This is a genomic window from Micromonospora coxensis (genome assembly GCF_900090295.1).
GTDB classification, from domain to species: Bacteria; Actinomycetota; Actinomycetes; order Mycobacteriales; family Micromonosporaceae; genus Micromonospora; species Micromonospora coxensis.
The window spans coordinates 1,033,785-1,051,200 of sequence record NZ_LT607753.1 but is presented as its reverse complement, the minus strand read 5'-3'; the positions used below and the strand labels follow the sequence as shown (position 1 = coordinate 1,051,200).

General features: G+C 74.7%; 18 protein-coding genes. 15 read left to right on the top strand and 3 right to left on the bottom strand.

What is annotated here, in order from left to right:
* Positions 1-3 precede the first annotated feature (3 nt).
* The 12 genes from GA0070614_RS04680 (at position 4) to GA0070614_RS04625 (ending at position 11,333) form a co-directional block, all read left to right on the top strand.
* Positions 4-270, top strand: a complete 267-nt coding sequence (locus GA0070614_RS04680) for an acyl carrier protein (RefSeq protein ID WP_088974803.1) — start codon at positions 4-6, stop codon at positions 268-270.
* A complete protein-coding gene (locus GA0070614_RS04675) occupies positions 270-515 on the top strand; it encodes a hypothetical protein (protein WP_088974802.1) in 246 nt (81 codons plus the stop codon). The genes GA0070614_RS04680 and GA0070614_RS04675 overlap by 1 nt, the downstream gene beginning before the upstream one ends.
* Positions 508-1,752: a beta-ketoacyl-[acyl-carrier-protein] synthase family protein gene (locus GA0070614_RS04670; RefSeq protein WP_088974801.1), complete on the top strand. Its 1,245-nt coding sequence runs from the start codon at positions 508-510 to the stop codon at positions 1,750-1,752. The genes GA0070614_RS04675 and GA0070614_RS04670 overlap by 8 nt, the downstream gene beginning before the upstream one ends.
* Positions 1,749-2,267 carry a beta-ketoacyl synthase chain length factor gene (locus GA0070614_RS04665; RefSeq protein ID WP_231933530.1) on the top strand — a complete coding sequence of 173 codons (519 nt, stop codon included), beginning with the start codon at positions 1,749-1,751 and terminating at the stop codon, positions 2,265-2,267. Before GA0070614_RS04670 ends, GA0070614_RS04665 begins: the two co-directional genes overlap by 4 nt.
* Positions 2,264-3,880, top strand: coding sequence for a class I adenylate-forming enzyme family protein (locus GA0070614_RS04660; protein WP_088974800.1), 1,617 nt, complete (start codon positions 2,264-2,266; stop codon positions 3,878-3,880). Before GA0070614_RS04665 ends, GA0070614_RS04660 begins: the two co-directional genes overlap by 4 nt.
* A complete protein-coding gene (locus GA0070614_RS04655; protein WP_088974799.1) occupies positions 3,877-5,136 on the top strand; it encodes a beta-ketoacyl-[acyl-carrier-protein] synthase family protein in 1,260 nt (419 codons plus the stop codon). Before GA0070614_RS04660 ends, GA0070614_RS04655 begins: the two co-directional genes overlap by 4 nt.
* A 70-nt stretch (positions 5,137-5,206) precedes the next feature.
* Entirely contained in the window at positions 5,207-6,316 is a 1,110-nt protein-coding gene (gene hppD / locus GA0070614_RS04650) for a 4-hydroxyphenylpyruvate dioxygenase (RefSeq protein WP_088974798.1), read from the top strand.
* Positions 6,313-7,236, top strand: coding sequence for a phytanoyl-CoA dioxygenase family protein (locus GA0070614_RS04645; RefSeq protein WP_088974797.1), 924 nt, complete (start codon positions 6,313-6,315; stop codon positions 7,234-7,236). Before hppD ends, GA0070614_RS04645 begins: the two co-directional genes overlap by 4 nt.
* Positions 7,237-7,238: 2 nt before the next feature.
* On the top strand, positions 7,239-8,036 hold the full coding sequence (locus GA0070614_RS04640; protein WP_088974796.1) for a DUF3050 domain-containing protein: 798 nt from the start codon (positions 7,239-7,241) through the stop codon (positions 8,034-8,036).
* Entirely contained in the window at positions 8,033-9,004 is a 972-nt protein-coding gene (locus tag GA0070614_RS04635; protein WP_088974795.1) for a thiamine pyrophosphate-dependent dehydrogenase E1 component subunit alpha, read from the top strand. The genes GA0070614_RS04640 and GA0070614_RS04635 overlap by 4 nt, the downstream gene beginning before the upstream one ends.
* Positions 9,004-9,978 (top strand): alpha-ketoacid dehydrogenase subunit beta, encoded by a 975-nt coding sequence (locus GA0070614_RS04630; RefSeq protein ID WP_088974794.1) that lies wholly within the window; start codon positions 9,004-9,006, stop codon positions 9,976-9,978. The genes GA0070614_RS04635 and GA0070614_RS04630 overlap by 1 nt, the downstream gene beginning before the upstream one ends.
* Positions 9,975-11,333 carry a hypothetical protein gene (locus GA0070614_RS04625; RefSeq protein ID WP_172892368.1) on the top strand — a complete coding sequence of 453 codons (1,359 nt, stop codon included), beginning with the start codon at positions 9,975-9,977 and terminating at the stop codon, positions 11,331-11,333. The genes GA0070614_RS04630 and GA0070614_RS04625 overlap by 4 nt, the downstream gene beginning before the upstream one ends.
* A 121-nt stretch (positions 11,334-11,454) precedes the next feature.
* Here GA0070614_RS04625 and GA0070614_RS04620 read toward each other — a convergent pair whose 3' ends face one another.
* Entirely contained in the window at positions 11,455-12,135 is a 681-nt protein-coding gene (locus tag GA0070614_RS04620; RefSeq protein WP_088974793.1) for an SGNH/GDSL hydrolase family protein, read from the bottom strand.
* A 169-nt stretch (positions 12,136-12,304) separates the two neighbouring features.
* Between GA0070614_RS04620 and GA0070614_RS04615 the strand changes: the two genes are divergently transcribed.
* The 3 genes from GA0070614_RS04615 (at position 12,305) to GA0070614_RS04605 (ending at position 14,284) form a co-directional block, all read left to right on the top strand.
* A complete protein-coding gene (locus GA0070614_RS04615; protein ID WP_088974792.1) occupies positions 12,305-13,300 on the top strand; it encodes a S1 family peptidase in 996 nt (331 codons plus the stop codon).
* Between the two features lie 114 nt (positions 13,301-13,414).
* Positions 13,415-13,891, top strand: a complete 477-nt coding sequence (locus GA0070614_RS04610; RefSeq protein ID WP_088974791.1) for an SLOG cluster 4 domain-containing protein — start codon at positions 13,415-13,417, stop codon at positions 13,889-13,891.
* A 42-nt stretch (positions 13,892-13,933) separates the two neighbouring features.
* On the top strand, positions 13,934-14,284 hold the full coding sequence (locus GA0070614_RS04605) for a hypothetical protein (RefSeq protein ID WP_088974790.1): 351 nt from the start codon (positions 13,934-13,936) through the stop codon (positions 14,282-14,284).
* A gap of 211 nt (positions 14,285-14,495) precedes the next feature.
* Here the strand turns inward: GA0070614_RS04605 and GA0070614_RS04600 are convergent, their stop codons facing one another.
* Together GA0070614_RS04600 and GA0070614_RS04595 are read right to left on the bottom strand one after the other, a co-directional pair.
* On the bottom strand, positions 14,496-15,719 hold the full coding sequence (locus GA0070614_RS04600; protein ID WP_088974789.1) for an MFS transporter: 1,224 nt from the start codon (positions 15,717-15,719) through the stop codon (positions 14,496-14,498).
* Positions 15,716-17,269 (bottom strand): class I adenylate-forming enzyme family protein, encoded by a 1,554-nt coding sequence (locus tag GA0070614_RS04595; RefSeq protein WP_088974788.1) that lies wholly within the window; start codon positions 17,267-17,269, stop codon positions 15,716-15,718. Before GA0070614_RS04595 ends, GA0070614_RS04600 begins: the two co-directional genes overlap by 4 nt.
* Positions 17,270-17,416: the final 147 nt, after the last annotated feature.

The window sequence follows — 17,416 nt, the reverse complement described above, 5'->3', positions numbered from 1 at the left end:
GCCATGCGAGACGAGGTCCGCACCTTCGTCATCGAGCAGCTCGAGGACATGAACTACGACGTCGAGGAGATCGACGACACGACCACCCTCGGTCCGTCCGGCGTCGACCTGGAGTCCCTGGCCCTGGCCGACCTGGCCGTCCGGGTCGAGGACCGCTACGGCGTGAAGTTCGCCGACGACGAGTCGGAGAAGCTCGCCCTGATGACCGTCGGGGAGTTCACCACCATGGTCGCCGCCCGGGTCGCCGGGTCGACCAGCGACAACCGCTGATGTCCGGTCAGCCCGACCTGGGGCGAGCTGACCTGGTGAGCATGCTCGCCGAACTGACCGCGAAACCCGTCGACCAGGTGCCGCACCGGGTCGGCTCGATGGAACTCGCCTGGCTCGTGCACCTGGTCGAGCAGCGCTACGACCGGCGGATGGACCTCACCGACGACCAGCTCGCCGGGATCCGTACCGTCGACGACGCCCTGGCGGTGTTCCGCACCTCGCTGACCAGCCCCGCAGATGGGTGAGCGGGAGCCCGTACCGATCTCCGGAATGCACGCGGTCAGCGCCCTGGGCAGGGGCGCCGACGCGCAGCTCGCCGGTGTGCTCTGCGGAGCACCGGCGTTCCGGCCGGTACGCCGATTCGACACCACCGGTCGCCGGGTGACCGTCGCGGCGACCCTGCCCGACGTCGGGACGCTGCCCGACGAGTTGGCCGACGCGATCGACGTCGCCTGCCGGGCGGCCGGCCTGACCGCCGCCCAGCGGGCGGAGTCGGGGCTGCTGCTGGCCACCCACGGTGGCCCGCTGTCCCAACCCGTGGCGTTCCGCGACGACCGGCCGGTCGGGACGACCGCGAGCACGCCCGTCGGCCGGATCGCAGGCACCGGCGACCCGACCGGGGCCCTCGGCGGCAGCGTCGGGCCGGACGACGGGCGACCGGTACCCGGCGGGCCGCCGGTGCCCGCGCTCGCCGCGCACCTGGCCCGGGTCTGCGGCCTCGGCGGTCCGACCCGGACCTACACCAGCGCCTGCGTCTCGGCGAGCACGGCGGTGGCCGACGCCGCCGCCATGATCCGCCGGGGCGACCGGGAACGGGTCGTGGTCGCCGCCGGGTACCTGGTCGAGCCCGACCAGTTCGCGCTCTTCGACGCCGGTCGGGCGCTCGCCGCCGACGGGGCCGTACGCCCGTTCAGCGCCGGGCGCAAGGGCCTGCTGCTCGGCGACGGGGTGGCCGCGCTGGTGCTGGAGTCCGCGTCGGCGGCCCGACGCCGGGGCGTGGAGCCGGTCGCGGCCCTGCACGGCTGGGGGCGGGCCGGGGACGCGTACCACCCGTGCCAGCCGGATCCGACCGGACACGGGCTGGCCCGGGCGGTCGGGGCGGCGCTGGGCCGGGCCGGACTGCCGGCCGAGGCGGTGGGCTACGTCAACGCCAACGCCACCGGCACCGGGTACAGCGACGCCTCCGAGGCGGCGGCGCTGCGGCTGGCCCTCGGCGACCTCGCCGACCGGGTGCCGGTCAGCTCCACCAAGTCGCTGCACGGGCACGCGCTGGAGGCCTCCGGCCTGCTCGAACTGGTGGTCACCGTGCTGGCCCTGCGACACGGCAAACTGCCGGTCAACGCCGGCTGGCTCGGCCCCGACGAGGCCTGCCCGCTGGACGTGGTCACCGACGCGCCCCGGCCCGTCGGCAGCCCGTACGCGCTCAGCCTCAACGCGGCCTTCGGCGGCGCGAACACCGCCCTGCTGGTGGGCGCGCCGTGAGCGCGGGGTCGGCGACGACCCGGCTGCTGGCCGAGGCGCGCTGGCCCGAACCCGGCGACGGTGATCCGCCGCCGCTGCCCGGGTTCGTGCACTCGCCGTTCCACCCGCTGGTGGCCGCGGTCGCCGAACGCTGCCTCACCCGCCGGTACGGCGAGCGTCCCGCCCCGCCGCAGGTGCGCTGCGCGGTGGTGCTGGCCAGCGCGGCGGGGGACCGGCCCAGCGCCGCGCACGTCCGGGCCGCGGTCGCCGCCGGGGGCCGGATCGGGCCGCTGTTCTTCTTCCAGTCGGTGCCGAACAGCGTCGCCGGGCACGTCGCGGCGCGCTGGGGACTGGACGGCCCGGTGGTGTGCCTGAGCCCGACGGGGGACCTGCGGGCCGACGCCACCGCCGAGGCGGAACTGCTGCTGCACGACGGCGACGCCGACGAGGCGTTGCTGGTCCTGATCGAACAGGCACCCGACGGCGCCCCCACCGGGGCGGTCGCGGTGCTGCTGGGGGGAGGAACGAGTCCATGAGGACCAAGGGACTGCGCGGGGCGCTCGCCGCCGACACCGAGATCGGCGCCGGCAACGTGCTCGCCCGGGTGCTGGCGCACGGGGCGGATCCGCAGGGGCCGGGGTTGACCTTCGACACCGCCGTCGACGGGCACCCGGCCGAGCAGCCGCTGACCCTGGGCCAGCTCGACGAGCGGGTCGCCGCCCGGGCCGCCTGGCTGCACGAGCGGGGCGTGCGCCCCCGCGACCCGGTGGCGGTCTGGGCCGGCGGCGCCGCCGACATGGTGCTCAGCTTCCTGGCGCTGGCCCGCCTCGGCGCGATCCCGGCGCTGATGAACGGCAAGCTGCGCCCGGAGATCGCCGCCGAGTACATCCGCCGGCTGCGGGCCGCCGGGGTGCTCGCCGACGCCGCGCACGTCGACCTGCTCGCCGGCCACGACCTGGGCGCGCCGCTGCTCGGCCGGCCCGCCGAGGCCGGCGCCGGCGACCCGGCAGCCGCCCCCGCGCACTACCGCCACCACGACGACGATCCGATCGTCATCACCCACACCTCCGGCACGACCGGGGTGCCCAAGGCGGTGCTGCACTCGCACGCCAGCCTCTTCGCCGCCACCCGGCACCTGCTGTCCATGCCGCAGGCGCAGGGCACCAGCCGCATCCTCAACGCGCTGCCCGCCCCGCACACCGCGACGGTGCTGATGGTCAACCAGGCGCTGGGCAACCGGGCGGAGATGTTCCTCCTGTCCGAGCAGGGCGGGGAGCGGGTGCTCGACGCCATCCAGCGGTGGCGTCCGGACGGGGTGTTCGGCTTCTCCGTCACCTGGGCGGAGCTGGCCCGCTTCGACCTGTCCGGGTACGACCTGGACTCGGTGCGGCTGTGGTTCAACACCGGAGACTGCTCGCACGAGCCGCACGTGCGCCGCCTGGTCGCGGTCGGCTCCCGGGACGTGATGACCCGCGACGGGGTGACCCGGGTGCCCGGCTCGGTCTTCATCGACGGGCTCGGCTCCAGCGAGATGGGGCACTCGATGTTCCACATCACGCACACCGTCGACACCGACCGGTACGGCCGCTGCGTGGGCCGCCCGTACCGGTTCACCCGGGTCGCCGTGCTCGATCCCGAGGGCAACGAACTGCCGCCCGGGCAGGTGGGGTGGCTCGGCATCGACTCGCCGTCGCTGTTCCGCGGCTACTGGAACGACTCGGTCACCACCTACCGGTCCCGGCTGCGCGGCTGGTACCTCACCGGCGACCTGGTCCACGCCGACGCCGACGGCCGCTACTACCACCTGGACCGGGCGGTCGACTCGGTCGACGCCGGGGACGGCCGGTGGTTCTTCACCGCGCTGTCGGAGGAGCGGATCCTCGCCGCCTGCCCCGACGTCACCGACTGCACCGTGGTCATCGTCCGCGAGGGCGACACGGTGGTCACCGACGTGCTGCTGGAGCTGGCCGCCGGCGTTGACCCGGACACCGACCGCACCCCGGCGGTGCGCGCGGCGCTCGGCGCGGACGTCGGGGCGACCCTGCGCCGGGTGGTGCCGGTGCGCGCCGACGACATCCCGGTCACCGTCACCGGCAAGGTCCGCAAGGTGGCGCTGCGCGAGCGCTACCTGAGCGAGTCACCGTCATGAGCGCCGTCATCACCGGGATGGGGCTGTTCAGCCCCGTCGGGCGGGGAGCGACGGCCACCTTCGACGCGTTGACCAGCGGGAAGTCGGGGTTGACCCGACCGCCGGAGGGGCACCCCGCGCGGGAGTCGCTGGAGGTCGCCGGGCTGCTGCCGGAGATCGACCCGCGCACGGTCGCCTCCGGCCCGGAGACCAAGGTGCTGGACCGGATCGTGGTGCTGGCCCTGCTCACCGCCGCCGACGCGCTCGCCGACGCCGGCATCGAGGTCGGCCGGGACGTCGACCCGGGGCGGATCGGGGTGATCGTCGGCGGGGTGGGCGGGATGTCCACCCTGGAGTCGCAGGTGATCGCCCGGACCGCCCGGGGTCGGGCCGCGGTCAGCCCGTACCTGCTGACCGGGATCCTGCCGAACATGCCGGCGGCGCGGATCGCCATCGCGCACGGCATCCGCGGCTACAGCTCCTCGGTCGGCACGGCGTGCGCCTCCGGGGCGCAGTCGGTCGCCGACGCGGTGCGGCTGATCCGCGCCGGCGAGGCCGACGTGGTGGTCTGCGGGGCCAGTGAGGCGCCGCTGTTCCCGACCTTCGCCGACACCTTCGGCAACGCCCGGGCCCTCGCCCGGGGCTGGGACGACCCGACCGAGGCCAGCCGGCCGTTCGACCGTCGGCGCAACGGGTTCGTCCTGGCCGAGGGGGCGGCGCTGCTGGTGCTGGAGCGCGCCGAGCACGCCGCCGCGCGCGGCGTCGCCGGCTACGCCGAGGTGGTCGGGTACGGGGCGACGACCGACGCGTACCACCCGACCGCGCCCCGCCCCGACGGCGCGGGAGCGGCCGAGTGCATGCGGCGGGCGCTGGCCGCCGGGGGAGTGCCGGCGGGCGACGTCGGCTACGTCAACGCCCACGGCACCGGAACCAGACTCGGGGACGTCGCCGAGACGACTGCGCTGGCCGAGGTCTTCGGCGACGGTGGAGTGCCGGTCAGCTCCACCAAGGCGCTCACCGGGCACCTCCTCGGCGCGTCCGGGGTGGTGGAGGCGGCGGCCTGCGCGCTGGCGCTCGGCGCGGGCCTGCTGCCCCCGACGTACCACCTCGACGACCCGGACCCGGACTGCCCGGCGGACCACGTCCGGGGGCGGGCCCGGCCGAGCGGCACGGAGTTCGCGCTGACCAACTCGTTCGGCTTCGGCGGCCAGAACGTCAGCCTGCTGCTGCGGCGCGTCGCCGGGTCGGGCGCGCGGGTGGCCGGGGCGCACAGCTGATCGACGCTCCACCCCGGGCGGCACGCGCCCGGGCAGCGGTCACGGGGGGACATGGGGAAGGGCTGGACAGATGGACATACATGGCATAGACCACATCGAACTGTACGTGGGGGACGCCCGGCAGGCCGCCTTCTACTTCGGCACCGCCGTCGGCTTCCAGCTGCGGGGACAGGGGGGACCGGAGACCGGGCTCGACGGGCAGCGCTCCCTGCTGCTGACCCAGGGCGACATCCGGATGGTGCTCACCACCGGGCTCAGCGCCGAGCATCCCGCCACCGAGTACGTGCGCCGGCACGGCGACGGGATCGCCGTGGTGGCCCTGGAGGTCGACGACGCCGCCGGGGCGTACGCGGAGCTGGTGGCCCGGGGTGCGACCGGGGTGAGCGCGCCGCGCACCTGGACCGGCGCGGACGCCGAGGTGGTGACCGCGGAGGTCGGCGGCTTCGGCGACGTGCTGCACCGCCTCGTCGAGCGGCGCGGTGACCGGGCGGAGTTCCTGCCCGGTGCGGTGGAGCTGGCCCCGGCGGCCGGCGCCGGGCAGAAGCTGCTGTGCGACGTCGACCACCTGGCGGTCTGCGTGCCGCCCGGGCAGCTCGCCACCACCGTGGCCCACTACGCGCGGGTCTTCGGCTTCCGGGAGATCTTCACCGAGCACATCGAGGTCGCCGGGCAGGCGATGAACTCGACGGTGGTGCAGAGCGCCTCCGAGCGGGTCACCCTGGTGCTGCTGGAGCCGGACACGTCCCGGCGGCCCGGGCAGATCGACGCGTTCCTCACCGAGCACCACGGCGCCGGGGTGCAGCACCTCGGGCTGCGCACCGACGACATCGTCACCGCCGTCGGCGCGTTGGCCGAGCGCGGGGTGCGCTTCGCCGGGACCCCGGCCACCTACTACGACGACCTGGAGCGACGCGTCGGCACGGTCGACGCGCCCCTGGACCGCCTCAGCGAGCTGGGCATCCTGGTCGACCGCGACCACGGCGGCCAGCTGCTGCAGATCTTCACCGAGTCGATGCACGTGCGGCGCACCCTCTTCCTCGAACTCATCGAGCGGCGCGGGGCGCGCACCTTCGGCAGCGGCAACATCAAGGCGCTCTACGAAGCCAAGGAACGGGAGCTGGCCGCGGCGGGGGCGACCCCCGGCGTCGGGGCCGGCACGGCACGAGGAGTTGGGGCATGACCACCACACATCCGACACTGACCGCCGAGGAGGAGGCACTGCTCCCCTCCGACGAGGACGTGCGCTTCTACGCCGAACACGGCTGGTACCTGTCGAAGAAGCTGTTCACCGACGAGGAGGTGGACGCGCTGACCGCGGCCACCGACCGCTACTACGACGGCGAGCGCGACCGCACCCTGCCGGTACGGCCACCGAAGCTCGCCTACTGGGAGCCGGCCAAGGGTCCGGTGCAGCGGCACAACGACTACGTCCACTACGAGCACGACGCGATCGGCGCGATCCTGCGCAAGCCGCTGATCGGTGCGGTCGCCGCCCGGCTGGCCCGCGCCGACGAGATCCGCGTCTTCCAGTCCACGCTGATCTACAAGCCGCCGATCTCCGGCGAGCCGTCGAACATCGTGCCGTGGCACTTCGACAAGCACTACTGGGCGTCCTCGTCGTCGGAGGACATGCTCACCGCGTTCATCCCGTTCCACGACTGCGGCGCGGAGATGGGCACCATCACCATGGTCGACGGCTCGCACCGCTGGTCGGAGATCGGCGCGGACGACACCGTGGTGCGACACTTCGCCGAGCGCGACCGCGACCAGCTGGAGGAGATGCTGGCCGAGAACGCGGCGTACAACGGCGCGGAGATCCGCAAGATCCCGATGGTGATCCCCAAGGGACACATGAGCTTCCACCACTGCCGCATCTACCACGGCAGCGGCGCCAACGTCAGCGGTCGCCCCCGCCGCGCCATCTCGCTGCACCTGCAGGACGGCGCGAACGCCTGGCGGGAGTTCCCGCTGTCGGACGGCACCTTCGCGTCCTACAACCACGACGTGCTGGTCCGCCGCACCGACGACGGGCGGCCGGACTACGCCGACCCCGAATTCTGCCCGGTCATCTGGCGCGAGCGCGCCCCACAGGGAGGCTGAACATGTCACGGTACGACTGGGGTAGGACCCACCCGGGCATCGAGCGGCTGGAGCAGGCGGTGACCGACCGCCGCGACGTGGTCGTCACGCACCCGCTCTACGCCAACCTGGACACCCACCAGGCGCTGGTGACCTTCATGGAGCACCACGTCTTCGCGGTCTGGGACTTCATGTCCCTGCTGAAGTCGTTGCAGCAGCAGCTCACCTGCGTGAGCGTGCCGTGGATCCCGACCGGCCCGACCGGCAGCCGCCGCCTGATCAACGACATCGTCATGGTGGAGGAGAGCGACGAGCTGGGCGAGGGGTACATCAGCCACTTCGAGCTCTACGTGCGGGGCATGCGCGAGGCCGGGGCGGACACCACCGCCGTGGACCGGCTGGTCGAGCTGCTGCGGGCCGGCCGGCCGGTGACCGAGGCGCTGGCCGAGGCCGGCGTGCCGGGGCCGTCGGCCGAGTTCGCCGCCACCACCTGGAAGATCATCGAGTCGACCCCGGTGCACTGCCAGGCCGCGGCCTTCGCGTTCGGCCGGGAGGACCTGATCCCCGACATGTTCACCCAGGTCGTCGCCGTCAACGAGCGCAGCAACCGGCTGCACACGTTCGTCGACTACCTGGAGCGGCACATCGAGGTCGACGGCGAGCAGCACACCCCGATGGCGATGCAGATGCTCGCCGACCTCTGCGGCGACGACGACGGCAAGTGGCAGGAGTGCGCCGACACGGTCAACCTGGCGCTGACCGCCCGGGCGAAGCTCTGGGACGACATCCTCGCCGCGGTGAAGGAGAGGCGCGACCCGTGACCGACGCCGACCCGGTCCGGCTCTACCGCACGGTACGGCTGATCCGCCGCTTCGAGGAGCGGGCCATCGACCTGGTCCGCGCCGGGGCGATCGTCGGCGGCATCCACCCGTACCTCGGTCAGGAGGGGATCGCCGCCGGGGTGTGCGCCGCGCTGCGCGGGACGGACCTGGTCACCGGCACCCATCGCGGGCACGGGCACGTGCTCGCGAAGGGTGCCGACCCGGCCCGGATGATGGCCGAGCTGTGCGGGCGGGAGACCGGCCTCAACCGGGGCCGGGGCGGGTCGATGCACGCCGCCGACTTCTCCGTCGGCGTGCTCGGCGCCAACGCCATCGTCGGCGCCGCCGGCGCGATCCTCACCGGAGCGGTGTGGGCGCGCCGGCGGCGCGGCGAGGACGTGGTGGGGGCGACCTTCTTCGGCGACGGCGCGGTCAACGAGGGGATGCTGCTGGAGGCGTTCAACCTGGCCGCGCTCTGGCGGGTGCCGGTGCTGTTCGTCTGCGAGAACAACGGCTACGCCACCACCATGCCGGTCGACGGCGCGGTCGCCGGGACCATCACCGGCCGCGCCGAGGCGTTCGGCATGCCGGCGGTCGTCGTCGACGGCCAGGACCCGCAGCAGGTACGCGCGGCGGCGGCCGCCGCCGTCGACCGGATGCGCGACGGCGGCGGGCCGGAGCTGATCGAGGCGCGCACCTACCGCTTCGACGCCCACCACACCTTCGAGCACTCGGTACGTCTGGACTACCGCCCGCCGCAGGAGGTGGCCGCCGGACGCCTGCGGGACCCGGTCGACATCCAGGGCGGGCGGCTGTCCGACGCCGAGCGGGCCGCCGTCGACGCCGAGGTGGAGGCGACGCTGGACGCCGCCGTCGCGTTCGCGCTGGCCGGCCCGGAACCGGACCCGGCCGGGGCGCTCGACCACCTGTACGCCAGCGGGCTGACCGCCCGGTCGGGAGGTGCCTGATGCCCAGGCTGTCGTACCGCAAGGCGCTCACCCGGGCGCTCGCCGACGAACTCGCCCGCGACGAGCGGGTGTTCCTGCTCGGCGAGGACATCCGGGTGGCCGCCTCGCACGTCACCGCCGGACTGTTCCAGCGGTTCGGGCCGGACCGGGTGCTGGACACCCCGCTGTCGGAGCAGGCGTTCACCAGCTTCGCCACCGGGGCGGCGCTGGCGGGGATGCGGCCGGTGGTGGAGTTCCAGATCCCGTCGCTGCTCTTCCTGGTCTTCGAGCAGATCGTCAACCACGCGCACAAGTTCCCGCTGATGACCGGCGGGCAGTGCGCGGCCCCGGTCACCTACCTGGTGCCCGGCTCCGGCTCCCGGACCGGCTGGGCGGGGCAGCACTCCGACCACCCGTACTCGCTCTTCGCGCACGTCGGCATCGTCACCGCGGTGCCGGCCACCCCGACCGACGCGTACGGGCTGCTGGTGTCGGCGATCCGGCACGACGACCCGGTGGTGGTCTTCGCCCCGGCCGGCGCGCTCGACGTGCGCGAGGACGTCGACTTCGCCGCCCTCGCCCCGGTGCCGCTCGGCCGGGGCCTGGTCCGCCGCTGTGGCGACGACGTCACGGTGGTCGCCGTCGGGCACCTGGTGCACGACGCGCTCGCCGTCGCCGAGGAACTGGTCGGGCAGGTGTCGGTGGAGGTGTTCGACCCGCGCACGCTCTACCCGTTCGACCTCGACGGGTTGTGCGCGTCGGTGGCCAGGACGGGCCGGCTGGTGGTGGTCGACGACTCCAACCGGTCCTGCGGCATCGCCGCCGAGATCATCGCCAGCGTCGTGGAACGGGTGCCGCTGGCCGCCCCGCCCCGGCGGGTGACCCGCCCGGACGGGGCGGTGCTCCCGTTCGCCCCCGGGCTGGACCGGGCCGTGCAGCCCGGCCGGGCCGCCCTCACCGCCGCCATCCACCTCGTCACCAAGGACGGAACATGATCGACGTGAAGTACCCGTGGCCGCCGGCCGGGCAGGCGTGGCAGGGCCTGCCCGAGCAGACCCGGCGGGCGATGGTCGCCGCCGGCGCGCAGGAGTGGGAGCGGATCTTCCACGGCCGGGCGACGTACAACACGCAGTGGCGGCTGGCCCGGCCGCCGGTGCTGACCGCCGACGCGTTCCGGGAACTCAACGAGGTCTGCGACCGGATCGCCCAGCTCATCCTGGACGCCTGCCGGCGGCGGGCCGGTACGGCGGGGGAGCTGCGCGCGCTGCTCGGCGTGCCGCAGGGCGACACCCGGCTGCTCGACGAGGACGAGCCGTTGACCGAGGCGCTGCTGGCGGCGTACCGGCCGGACGTGCTGATCTCCGGCGGCGAGCCGAAGATCGTCGAGTACAACATCGACAGCAGCCTCGGCGGGGGCTTCGACGCCGACACGGTGATCCAGCGGTACGCCGCGCTGTACCGCGAGCGCGGCCTGCTCGACGGGGTGCCGGCCCGGCCCGCGCCGTCCCTGCTGGACCAGCGGTTCGTGGCGATCCGCGACGAGCTGGGCCTGGCCGACGGGGCCCGGGTGGCGCTGCTGATGGACTTCGACGCCGACTACCCGGGCCTGGACGACCCGGAGACGTTCATCCGCATCCTGTCGCCCCTGGTCGGGCAGGCCGCCCGGTTCGGTATCGACCTGGTCATCGCCCCGGTCGCCACGGCCCGGCTGGACGACGCGAAGCGGCTGGTGGTCGACGGCGCGCCGGTGGACGCGCTGTTCCGGCTCTTCGTGCCCAACCGGGTCACCCCGAGCGCCGGCCTGGAGGCGGTGGCCGGGGCGCTGGCGGCCGGCACCCTGCCGATGTTCGTCAGCGCCGCCGCCTGGCTGCTCGGCAACAAGATCAATTTCGCCTGGCTGTACGAGGACCTCGACCAGCTCCCCGCCGACGACCAGGCGCTGATCCACCGCTACGTGCCGCACACCGTGGCGCTGACCGACGCCGAGCTGGACCGGGCCCTCGCCGAGCAGGCGCACCTGGTCGCCAAGCCGGCCGACGGCTCCGCCGGCCACGACGTGCTGATCGGCCCGGAGCTGAGCCCGGCCGCCTGGGCCGACGGGGTGCGCGCGGCGATCGCCCGGGGCGGCAACATCCTGCAGGCGTACATGCCGGCCGATCGGGTGGCGATGGACTTCGTGCAGATCGGGACCGGCGAGGTGGTCACCGCCGACGTGCCGTACAGCATCGCCCCGTACCTGTTCGGCCGCACCGGCTCCGGGGCCCTGGCCCGGGTCGGCTACCCCGGCTGCGAGGGGGTGCTCAACCTGGCCCGCGGCGTCCTGCTCACCGGCGTCCTGCTCACCGACTGACCGGTCCCGCGTCCCGCACGATCGGGTGGCGGATCCCGGCCCGACCCGCCGTCGGCGGTGTCCCCGGAGCGCTACCCGATCACCGGACGGGCCGGCCGCTGACCCGCCCCGGTGGGCCGGGTCAGCGGCCGGCGAGATGCGCGCCGAGGCGGCGTACCGTCTCCGCCGCGGCGATGGCGTCGCTGCGGGCGCTGCCGTGCCGGCCGTCGCTGCTGTACAGCGTCGGGTCGGCCACCGCCGGATGGTCGGTGAGGTGCACGTGCAGGCAGCCCAGCCGCGCCGCCAGCGCCGCCGTGTGCGATGAGAGAAGACGCATCCGCTCCCCGAGCCCGGGTCGCATCGTCGCCGGCACGGCCGGGCTGTGCGAGACGTCGAACATGCCGACCGTGATCACGTCCGCGCCGGCCTGCCGCAACGCGGTGACCATCGCGGCCAGCTCGACGTCCACCGCCGCCGGGTCGAACGACGTGCGGAACGCGTCGTTGCCGCCGCACACCACCAGCGCCAGGTCGGGGGCGAAGGCCAGCGCCGCGTCCAGTTGCCCCGCGCGCACCTCGTGCGCCCGCAAGCCGCGCCGGCCCAGGTTGAGGTACGCCAGCCCGGGCGCGACCGCGCGCAGCTCTGCGGCGATCCGGTCCGCCCACTGCAGGTCGCTGTACCCGTCGACCGGTTCGCACATCCCCTCGGCGACGCTGTCGCCCAGCACCGCGAACCGTCGCCACGGGTGGCCGCGCAGCAGTTCGGTGCTCTCCCCGGCGCGCAGGCAGAAAGGGTCCGTCGCTTCGCTCAGCGTCGATGGCATGCCGGCACGTTACCGGTCCCGTCCCGGTCCGACCAGGGGTGCACAAACGGACGTCGCAGACCTCGACCCGGGCCGGACGCCGGTGCGAGCATCAGCATTCATCGATCGGCCTCACCCTGGCCGGCCAGCATCCCGGGAGGACCGTGTGAGACTCACTCGACGTGGTGTGATGTCCGCCGTCACCGTCGCCCTCACCACCGGCGTCGTCGCCGTGTCACCGGCGCACGCCGCCCCCGTACCGCTCTCCGCCGAGCGCGCCGCCACCCTCGCGGCCGGCCTCGGCGCCGACCGTACCGCCGGCTCCTGGGTCGACGGGACGGGGCGTACCGTCGTCGCGGTCACCGACGCCCGCGCCGCCGCCACCGTCCGCGCCGCCGGCGGCCAGGCGCGCCTGGTCGAGCGCAGCGCCGCCGCGCTGGAGCGCGCGCAGTCCCGGGTGGACCTCGGCGTCACCGGCACCGCCGTCTACGTCGACCCGGTCACCAACCAGGTCGTGGTCGGCATCGACGCCACGGTGGCTGGCGCCGACCGGGCCCGGATCCGGGCGGCCGTCGCCGCCTCCGATGGCGCCGCGCGCACCACCGACCTGGCCGGCACGCTGAGCACGCGGATCTCCGGCGGGGACGCCATCTACGGCAGCGGGTACCGCTGCTCGCTCGGCTTCAACGTGCGCAGCGGCAGCACCTACTACTTCCTCACCGCCGGGCACTGCACCGACGTGGTGGCCACCTGGTACGCCAACTCGGCACAGAGCACCAGGCTCGGCGACCGGACCGGCACCAGCTTCCCCGGCAACGACTACGGCATCGTCCGCTACACCACCACCTCGGTGGCGATCGACGGCTCCGTCGGCTCCCAGGACATCACCAGCGCCGGTGACGCGTACGTCGGCCAGTCGGTGACCCGGCGCGGCAGCACCACCGGCACCCACAGCGGCACGGTGACCGGCCTCAACGCCACCGTCCGGTACGCCGAGGGCACCGTGCGCGGCATGATCGCCACCAACGTCTGCGCCGAGCCGGGCGACAGCGGCGGCCCGCTCTACGCCGGTAGCGTCGCCCTCGGCCTCACCTCCGGCGGCAGCGGCAACTGCCGCACCGGTGGCCAGACCTTCTTCCAGCCGGTCAAGGAGGCCCTGAGCAAGTACCGCGTCTCGGTCTTCTGATCCCGACCGACGCTGCTCCCCGGTACGGTCACCGGGGAGCAGCGCCACGCCCGGCGACGGTGCCCTCCGGCCGGCGGCCGGCCAGGCGACAGCCTCGGCGGGGGAGGTGAGGACGTGGTCCAGGTGGCGGTCTGCGGGCCGGCGTCCGCGACGCCGGCCGAACTGGCCCACGCCCGTCGGGTGGGGGAGCTGCTGGCGGCGCGTGGCGCGACCGTCCTCTGCGGAGGGGGCGGCGGGGTGATGGCCGCGGTCGCCGCCGGGGCCCGGACCCACGGCGGCCTGGTGATCGCGGTACGCCCCGACGACGGCGCCGGCGCCGGTCCGGTCGCCGAGGCGTCGGCGACCCTGCTGACCAACCTGGGCCAGGCCCGCAACGCGGTGCTGGTGTGGAGCGCCGACGCGGTGATCGCCGTGGGTGGGTCCTGGGGCACGCTCAGCGAGGTGGCGTTGGCGATGCGACGCGGCGGGGTGCCGGTGGTGGTGCTCGGCGGCTGGCGGGTGGTGGACGGCTCCGGCGCGCCGGTCGACGGGCCACGGCACGTGGACACCCCCGACGAGGCGGTGCGCGCCGCGCTGCGTGACCGGGACTGAACCCGGACGGCTGTCGTGGGTGTCGGGTAGGAAGATGGACGGATGAGTGAGCGGACCGGCCTGAGCGACGTGGAGTGCTTCGTGCTGCGGGAGTCCGACGGGGACGCGCCGCTGCCGGAGATCGCGGACGCCTGGCGGGCCGGCGCAGACTGCCCACCCACGGTCGAGCAGGCGGTCCCCGCGCTGGCCGACGCCTTGGCCGGCCTCGTGGCCGGCGGGCTGGTCGAGGTGCGTCGCTTCGCCACCTGGCCGGCCCCCTGGGGCGGCGGGGTGCCGGTCGACGACGACCGGCTGCGCGCCGAGGCCGATGCCGTCGAGACCTGGCTGCCCGGCCCCGCCCGGACCGGCCTGCTCGTCGCCCGGTTCACCGGCGAGCGCGGGGCGCGCCGGTGAACGCCCCGGCCACCGGCGACCCCTCGGCACCCGCCGGGACGGCGGGGGAGTGGTTCGCGGTCCGGGGCACGGTGTGCCCACGCAGTATCGACACCACCCGCCGCTCCCCGGCATCAGCCGTGGCCACATGTCGAGGGTCGGATGGTGGCTGTGACGCTCGCCCGGGGTGACGACGCCGCGTGATCCCCCACGTCCCGTCGTGAGTGGCCCCTCAACCCTGGGAGGAGACCGCCGGCTCCGGGGTGCGTCCGCCCGCCCGTAGCCCGCCGACCAGCAGCGGCGCCACGGTCAGCACCAGGCACGCCGCCGCCATCACCCACAGCGCCGGCACCAGCCCGAGACCGGCCGCGGTCCAGCCGCCGAGCAGGGCCCCCACCGGCAGGCCCAGGAACGCCAGCGAGCCGGAGATGCCGATCACCCGGGTCTGCAACGCCTCCGGCACCCGCTCGTAGAGCGCCGCGCCGAGCAGCGGGTTGACCGCCGCGATCCCCACCCCGGACAGGAAGGTCACGGTGAGCACCACGACCAGGTCGTCGCTGAGCGCCAACGCGAGCAGTCGGGGGGTGCCGCTGACCGCCGCGCCCACCGCGAAGGTGGTCCGCCGGGGCAGCCGGGGTCCGGCGACCGTGAAGATCAGGTTGCCGAGCAGCGCGCCCCCGGCGAAGACCCCCAGCACCAGGCCGAACCCGGCCGGATCGCCGAAGACCTCGGCCACCCAGAGCGGGATGTAGACCGCGACGCTGGCGTTGGCGAACAGGTTCAACGCCGAGATCACCAGCAGCATGGCCAGCAGCGTCCGGTCGGTGCGCAGGTACGCGAAGCCACCGCGCAGCGCCCGCAGGTAGCTCTCCCGGGGCGCCGGCTCCGCCGGGGCGGGCGGCCGGACCGCGACGGCGATCAGCAGCGCGCAGAGCGCGAAGGTGCCCGCGTCGATCAGGATCGCCCGGGTCACCCCGACCCAGTCGATGAGCAGCCCGCCGAGCACCGCCCCGAAGAGCGACACCCCACGCACCAGGCCGTCGTAGGCGCTGGTCAGCCGGATCAGCGGCACCCCGGCCCGCTGCGCGGCCGGGCGGAACATGACGTGCTTGACCCGGTCGCCGATGCCCCGCAGCCCACCGGCCACGGCGACCAGCGCCACCAGGGCGCCGAAACCGAGCCAGGGCGCCAGCGCCACCAGCGCCACGGCCGCCGCGCTCGCCGCGTCCGCCACGATCGAGGTGCGCCGGACGCCGAACCGGTCGGCCCACGGGGCGGCCAGCGCGCTGGAGAGCAGGTACGGCAGGGCCTCCGCCGCCGCCACCACGCCCATCCGGGCCGGGCTTCCGGTGGTCTCCAGCACCAGCCAGGGGATCGCCACCAGCGAGATGCGGCTGCCCAGGTTGGAGATCAGGTCGGCGCAGACCAGGACGTACAGCTCCCGGCGCGGGGTCACGGCGTCCCGCCGGTCGCCGCGACCTCCTCGGTGACCGGGTGCGCGGTGGTGTACCGGGCGCGCAGGGCCCGCTTGTCCACCTTGGCCGAGCGGTTGAGCGGGAGCGCGTCGACGAACTCCACCCCGCCCGGGGCCCAGGTGTCGCTCAGCTCGGCGGTCACCAGCGCGATCAGCTCGTCCCCGGTGACCGACGCGCCGGGGGCGCGGACCACGTACGCGTACGGCAGTTCGCCGGCCACCGGGTCGGGCACGCCGATCACGGCGGCGGCGCGCACCTGCGGATGCCCGGCGAGGACGTCCTCGATCGGGCGGGAGTAGATCGGCCAGCTGCGCTGTCGGGTGAGGATCCGGTCCTGCAACCGGTCCACCAGGTACAGGTAGCCGTCGGCGTCGAGGTGGCCGATGTCGCGGGTGCGCACCCAGCCGTCGACGAGCGTCTCGGCGGTCAGCTCGGGCTGGCCGTGGTAGCCGTGGAAGCTGAGGTTGGTGCGTACCCACACCTCGCCGTCCGTACCGGCCGGCAGCACCCGCCCGTCGGCGTCGCGGATCTGCACCGTCACGTCGCCGTACGGCCGGCCGCACGAGCGCAGCCGCTCGGGGTGCTCCGGGTCGTCGGTGAGGCCGGGCAGCGCGCAGATCACCACGGCCTCGCTGAGGCCGTACACGATGCGCAGGCACGGGCCGAAGCGGGCGATCGCCTGCCGCAGCCGGGCGGGCGCGGCGGGCCCGGCACCCACGTTGAACATGAACATGGCGGAGAAGTCCGCCCCGGGCAGCGCCGGGTGGTCGAGCACCTCGTAGAGCATCGGCGGGGTGACGAAGGTGGAGGTGAGCCGTTCGGCGTCGACGGTGCGGATGAACGCCTCCGGGTCCCACTGCTGGCGCAGGAAGAGCACCCCACCGGTGAACAGGTTGAACAGCGTGGTGATCTGACCGCTGGCCAGCCACATCGGCGAGTGCGACAGGTGGCGCAGCAGCGGGAAGCCGGCCGCGCGGAAGTCGGCGGCCAGGGCGAGCACCTGCCGGTAGAAGCTCTCCCTGTGGTGCACCAGCTTGGGGGTGCCGGTGGTGCCGCTGGTCTGCAGGAACGACTCCGGCGCGGGCACCGCCTCGGGGAGCGGGCCGCCGGCGGCCGGGGTCAGCTCCGCGCCCAGACGCAGCACCGGCACCCCGGGCAGCGAGGCGGCGATCTCGGCGCCGAGGCCGTCGGCGGCGTGGGCGTGGTGCACGAACACGTCGGGGCGGGCCAGCCGGACGAACTCGTCGATCTCCCGCCGGGAGGTGACCGGGGCGATCCACATCGTCCGGCAGCCGAGCAGGTGCAGGGCGAGCTGGAGCAGCGGGCCCTCCACGGCGTTGCCGAGCATCACCAGCACCGCCGCGCCCGGCCGTACGCCGTGCGCGGTGAGCGCCGCGGCCAGGCCGCGCACCTCGGCGGCGACCTCGGCGTAGCTGAGCCGGCGACCGTCGCCGACCAGTGCCTCCCGCTCGCCGAAACCGGCGAACAGCTCCAGCGCGTCGTGCACGTAGGTCGTCGGACGATCGGTCATCGCACAGCCCCCAGTCGATGCGTGGCGGTCGCCGCCGGCGGCGGTGTGCGACGCGCGCGGCGACCGGCCGAGAGAGGCGTACGGGCAGGTCAGCGCCCGGTACGCGACGGGGTGCGCGAGATGGCGACCGCACCGCCGCCGACGTCG

Bases quoted from the DNA above. Each gene is read 5' to 3' on its own strand.
- GA0070614_RS04675 (WP_088974802.1), top strand. From the start codon at position 270: ATGTCCGGTCAGCCCGACCTGGGGCGAGCTGACCTGGTGAGCATGCTC.
- GA0070614_RS04660 (WP_088974800.1), top strand. From the start codon at position 2,264: ATGAGGACCAAGGGACTGCGCGGGGCGCTCGCCGCCGACACCGAGATC.
- GA0070614_RS04680 (WP_088974803.1), top strand. From the start codon at position 4: ATGCGAGACGAGGTCCGCACCTTCGTCATCGAGCAGCTCGAGGACATG.
- hppD (WP_088974798.1), top strand. From the start codon at position 5,207: ATGGACATACATGGCATAGACCACATCGAACTGTACGTGGGGGACGCC.
- GA0070614_RS04630 (WP_088974794.1), top strand. From the start codon at position 9,004: ATGCCCAGGCTGTCGTACCGCAAGGCGCTCACCCGGGCGCTCGCCGAC.
- GA0070614_RS04670 (WP_088974801.1), top strand. From the start codon at position 508: ATGGGTGAGCGGGAGCCCGTACCGATCTCCGGAATGCACGCGGTCAGC.
- GA0070614_RS04645 (WP_088974797.1), top strand. From the start codon at position 6,313: ATGACCACCACACATCCGACACTGACCGCCGAGGAGGAGGCACTGCTC.
- GA0070614_RS04615 (WP_088974792.1), top strand. From the start codon at position 12,305: ATGTCCGCCGTCACCGTCGCCCTCACCACCGGCGTCGTCGCCGTGTCA.
- GA0070614_RS04605 (WP_088974790.1), top strand. From the start codon at position 13,934: ATGAGTGAGCGGACCGGCCTGAGCGACGTGGAGTGCTTCGTGCTGCGG.
- GA0070614_RS04595 (WP_088974788.1), bottom strand. From the start codon at position 17,269: ATGACCGATCGTCCGACGACCTACGTGCACGACGCGCTGGAGCTGTTC.
- GA0070614_RS04625 (WP_172892368.1), top strand. From the start codon at position 9,975: ATGATCGACGTGAAGTACCCGTGGCCGCCGGCCGGGCAGGCGTGGCAG.
- GA0070614_RS04655 (WP_088974799.1), top strand. From the start codon at position 3,877: ATGAGCGCCGTCATCACCGGGATGGGGCTGTTCAGCCCCGTCGGGCGG.
- GA0070614_RS04620 (WP_088974793.1), bottom strand. From the start codon at position 12,135: ATGCCATCGACGCTGAGCGAAGCGACGGACCCTTTCTGCCTGCGCGCC.
- GA0070614_RS04640 (WP_088974796.1), top strand. From the start codon at position 7,239: ATGTCACGGTACGACTGGGGTAGGACCCACCCGGGCATCGAGCGGCTG.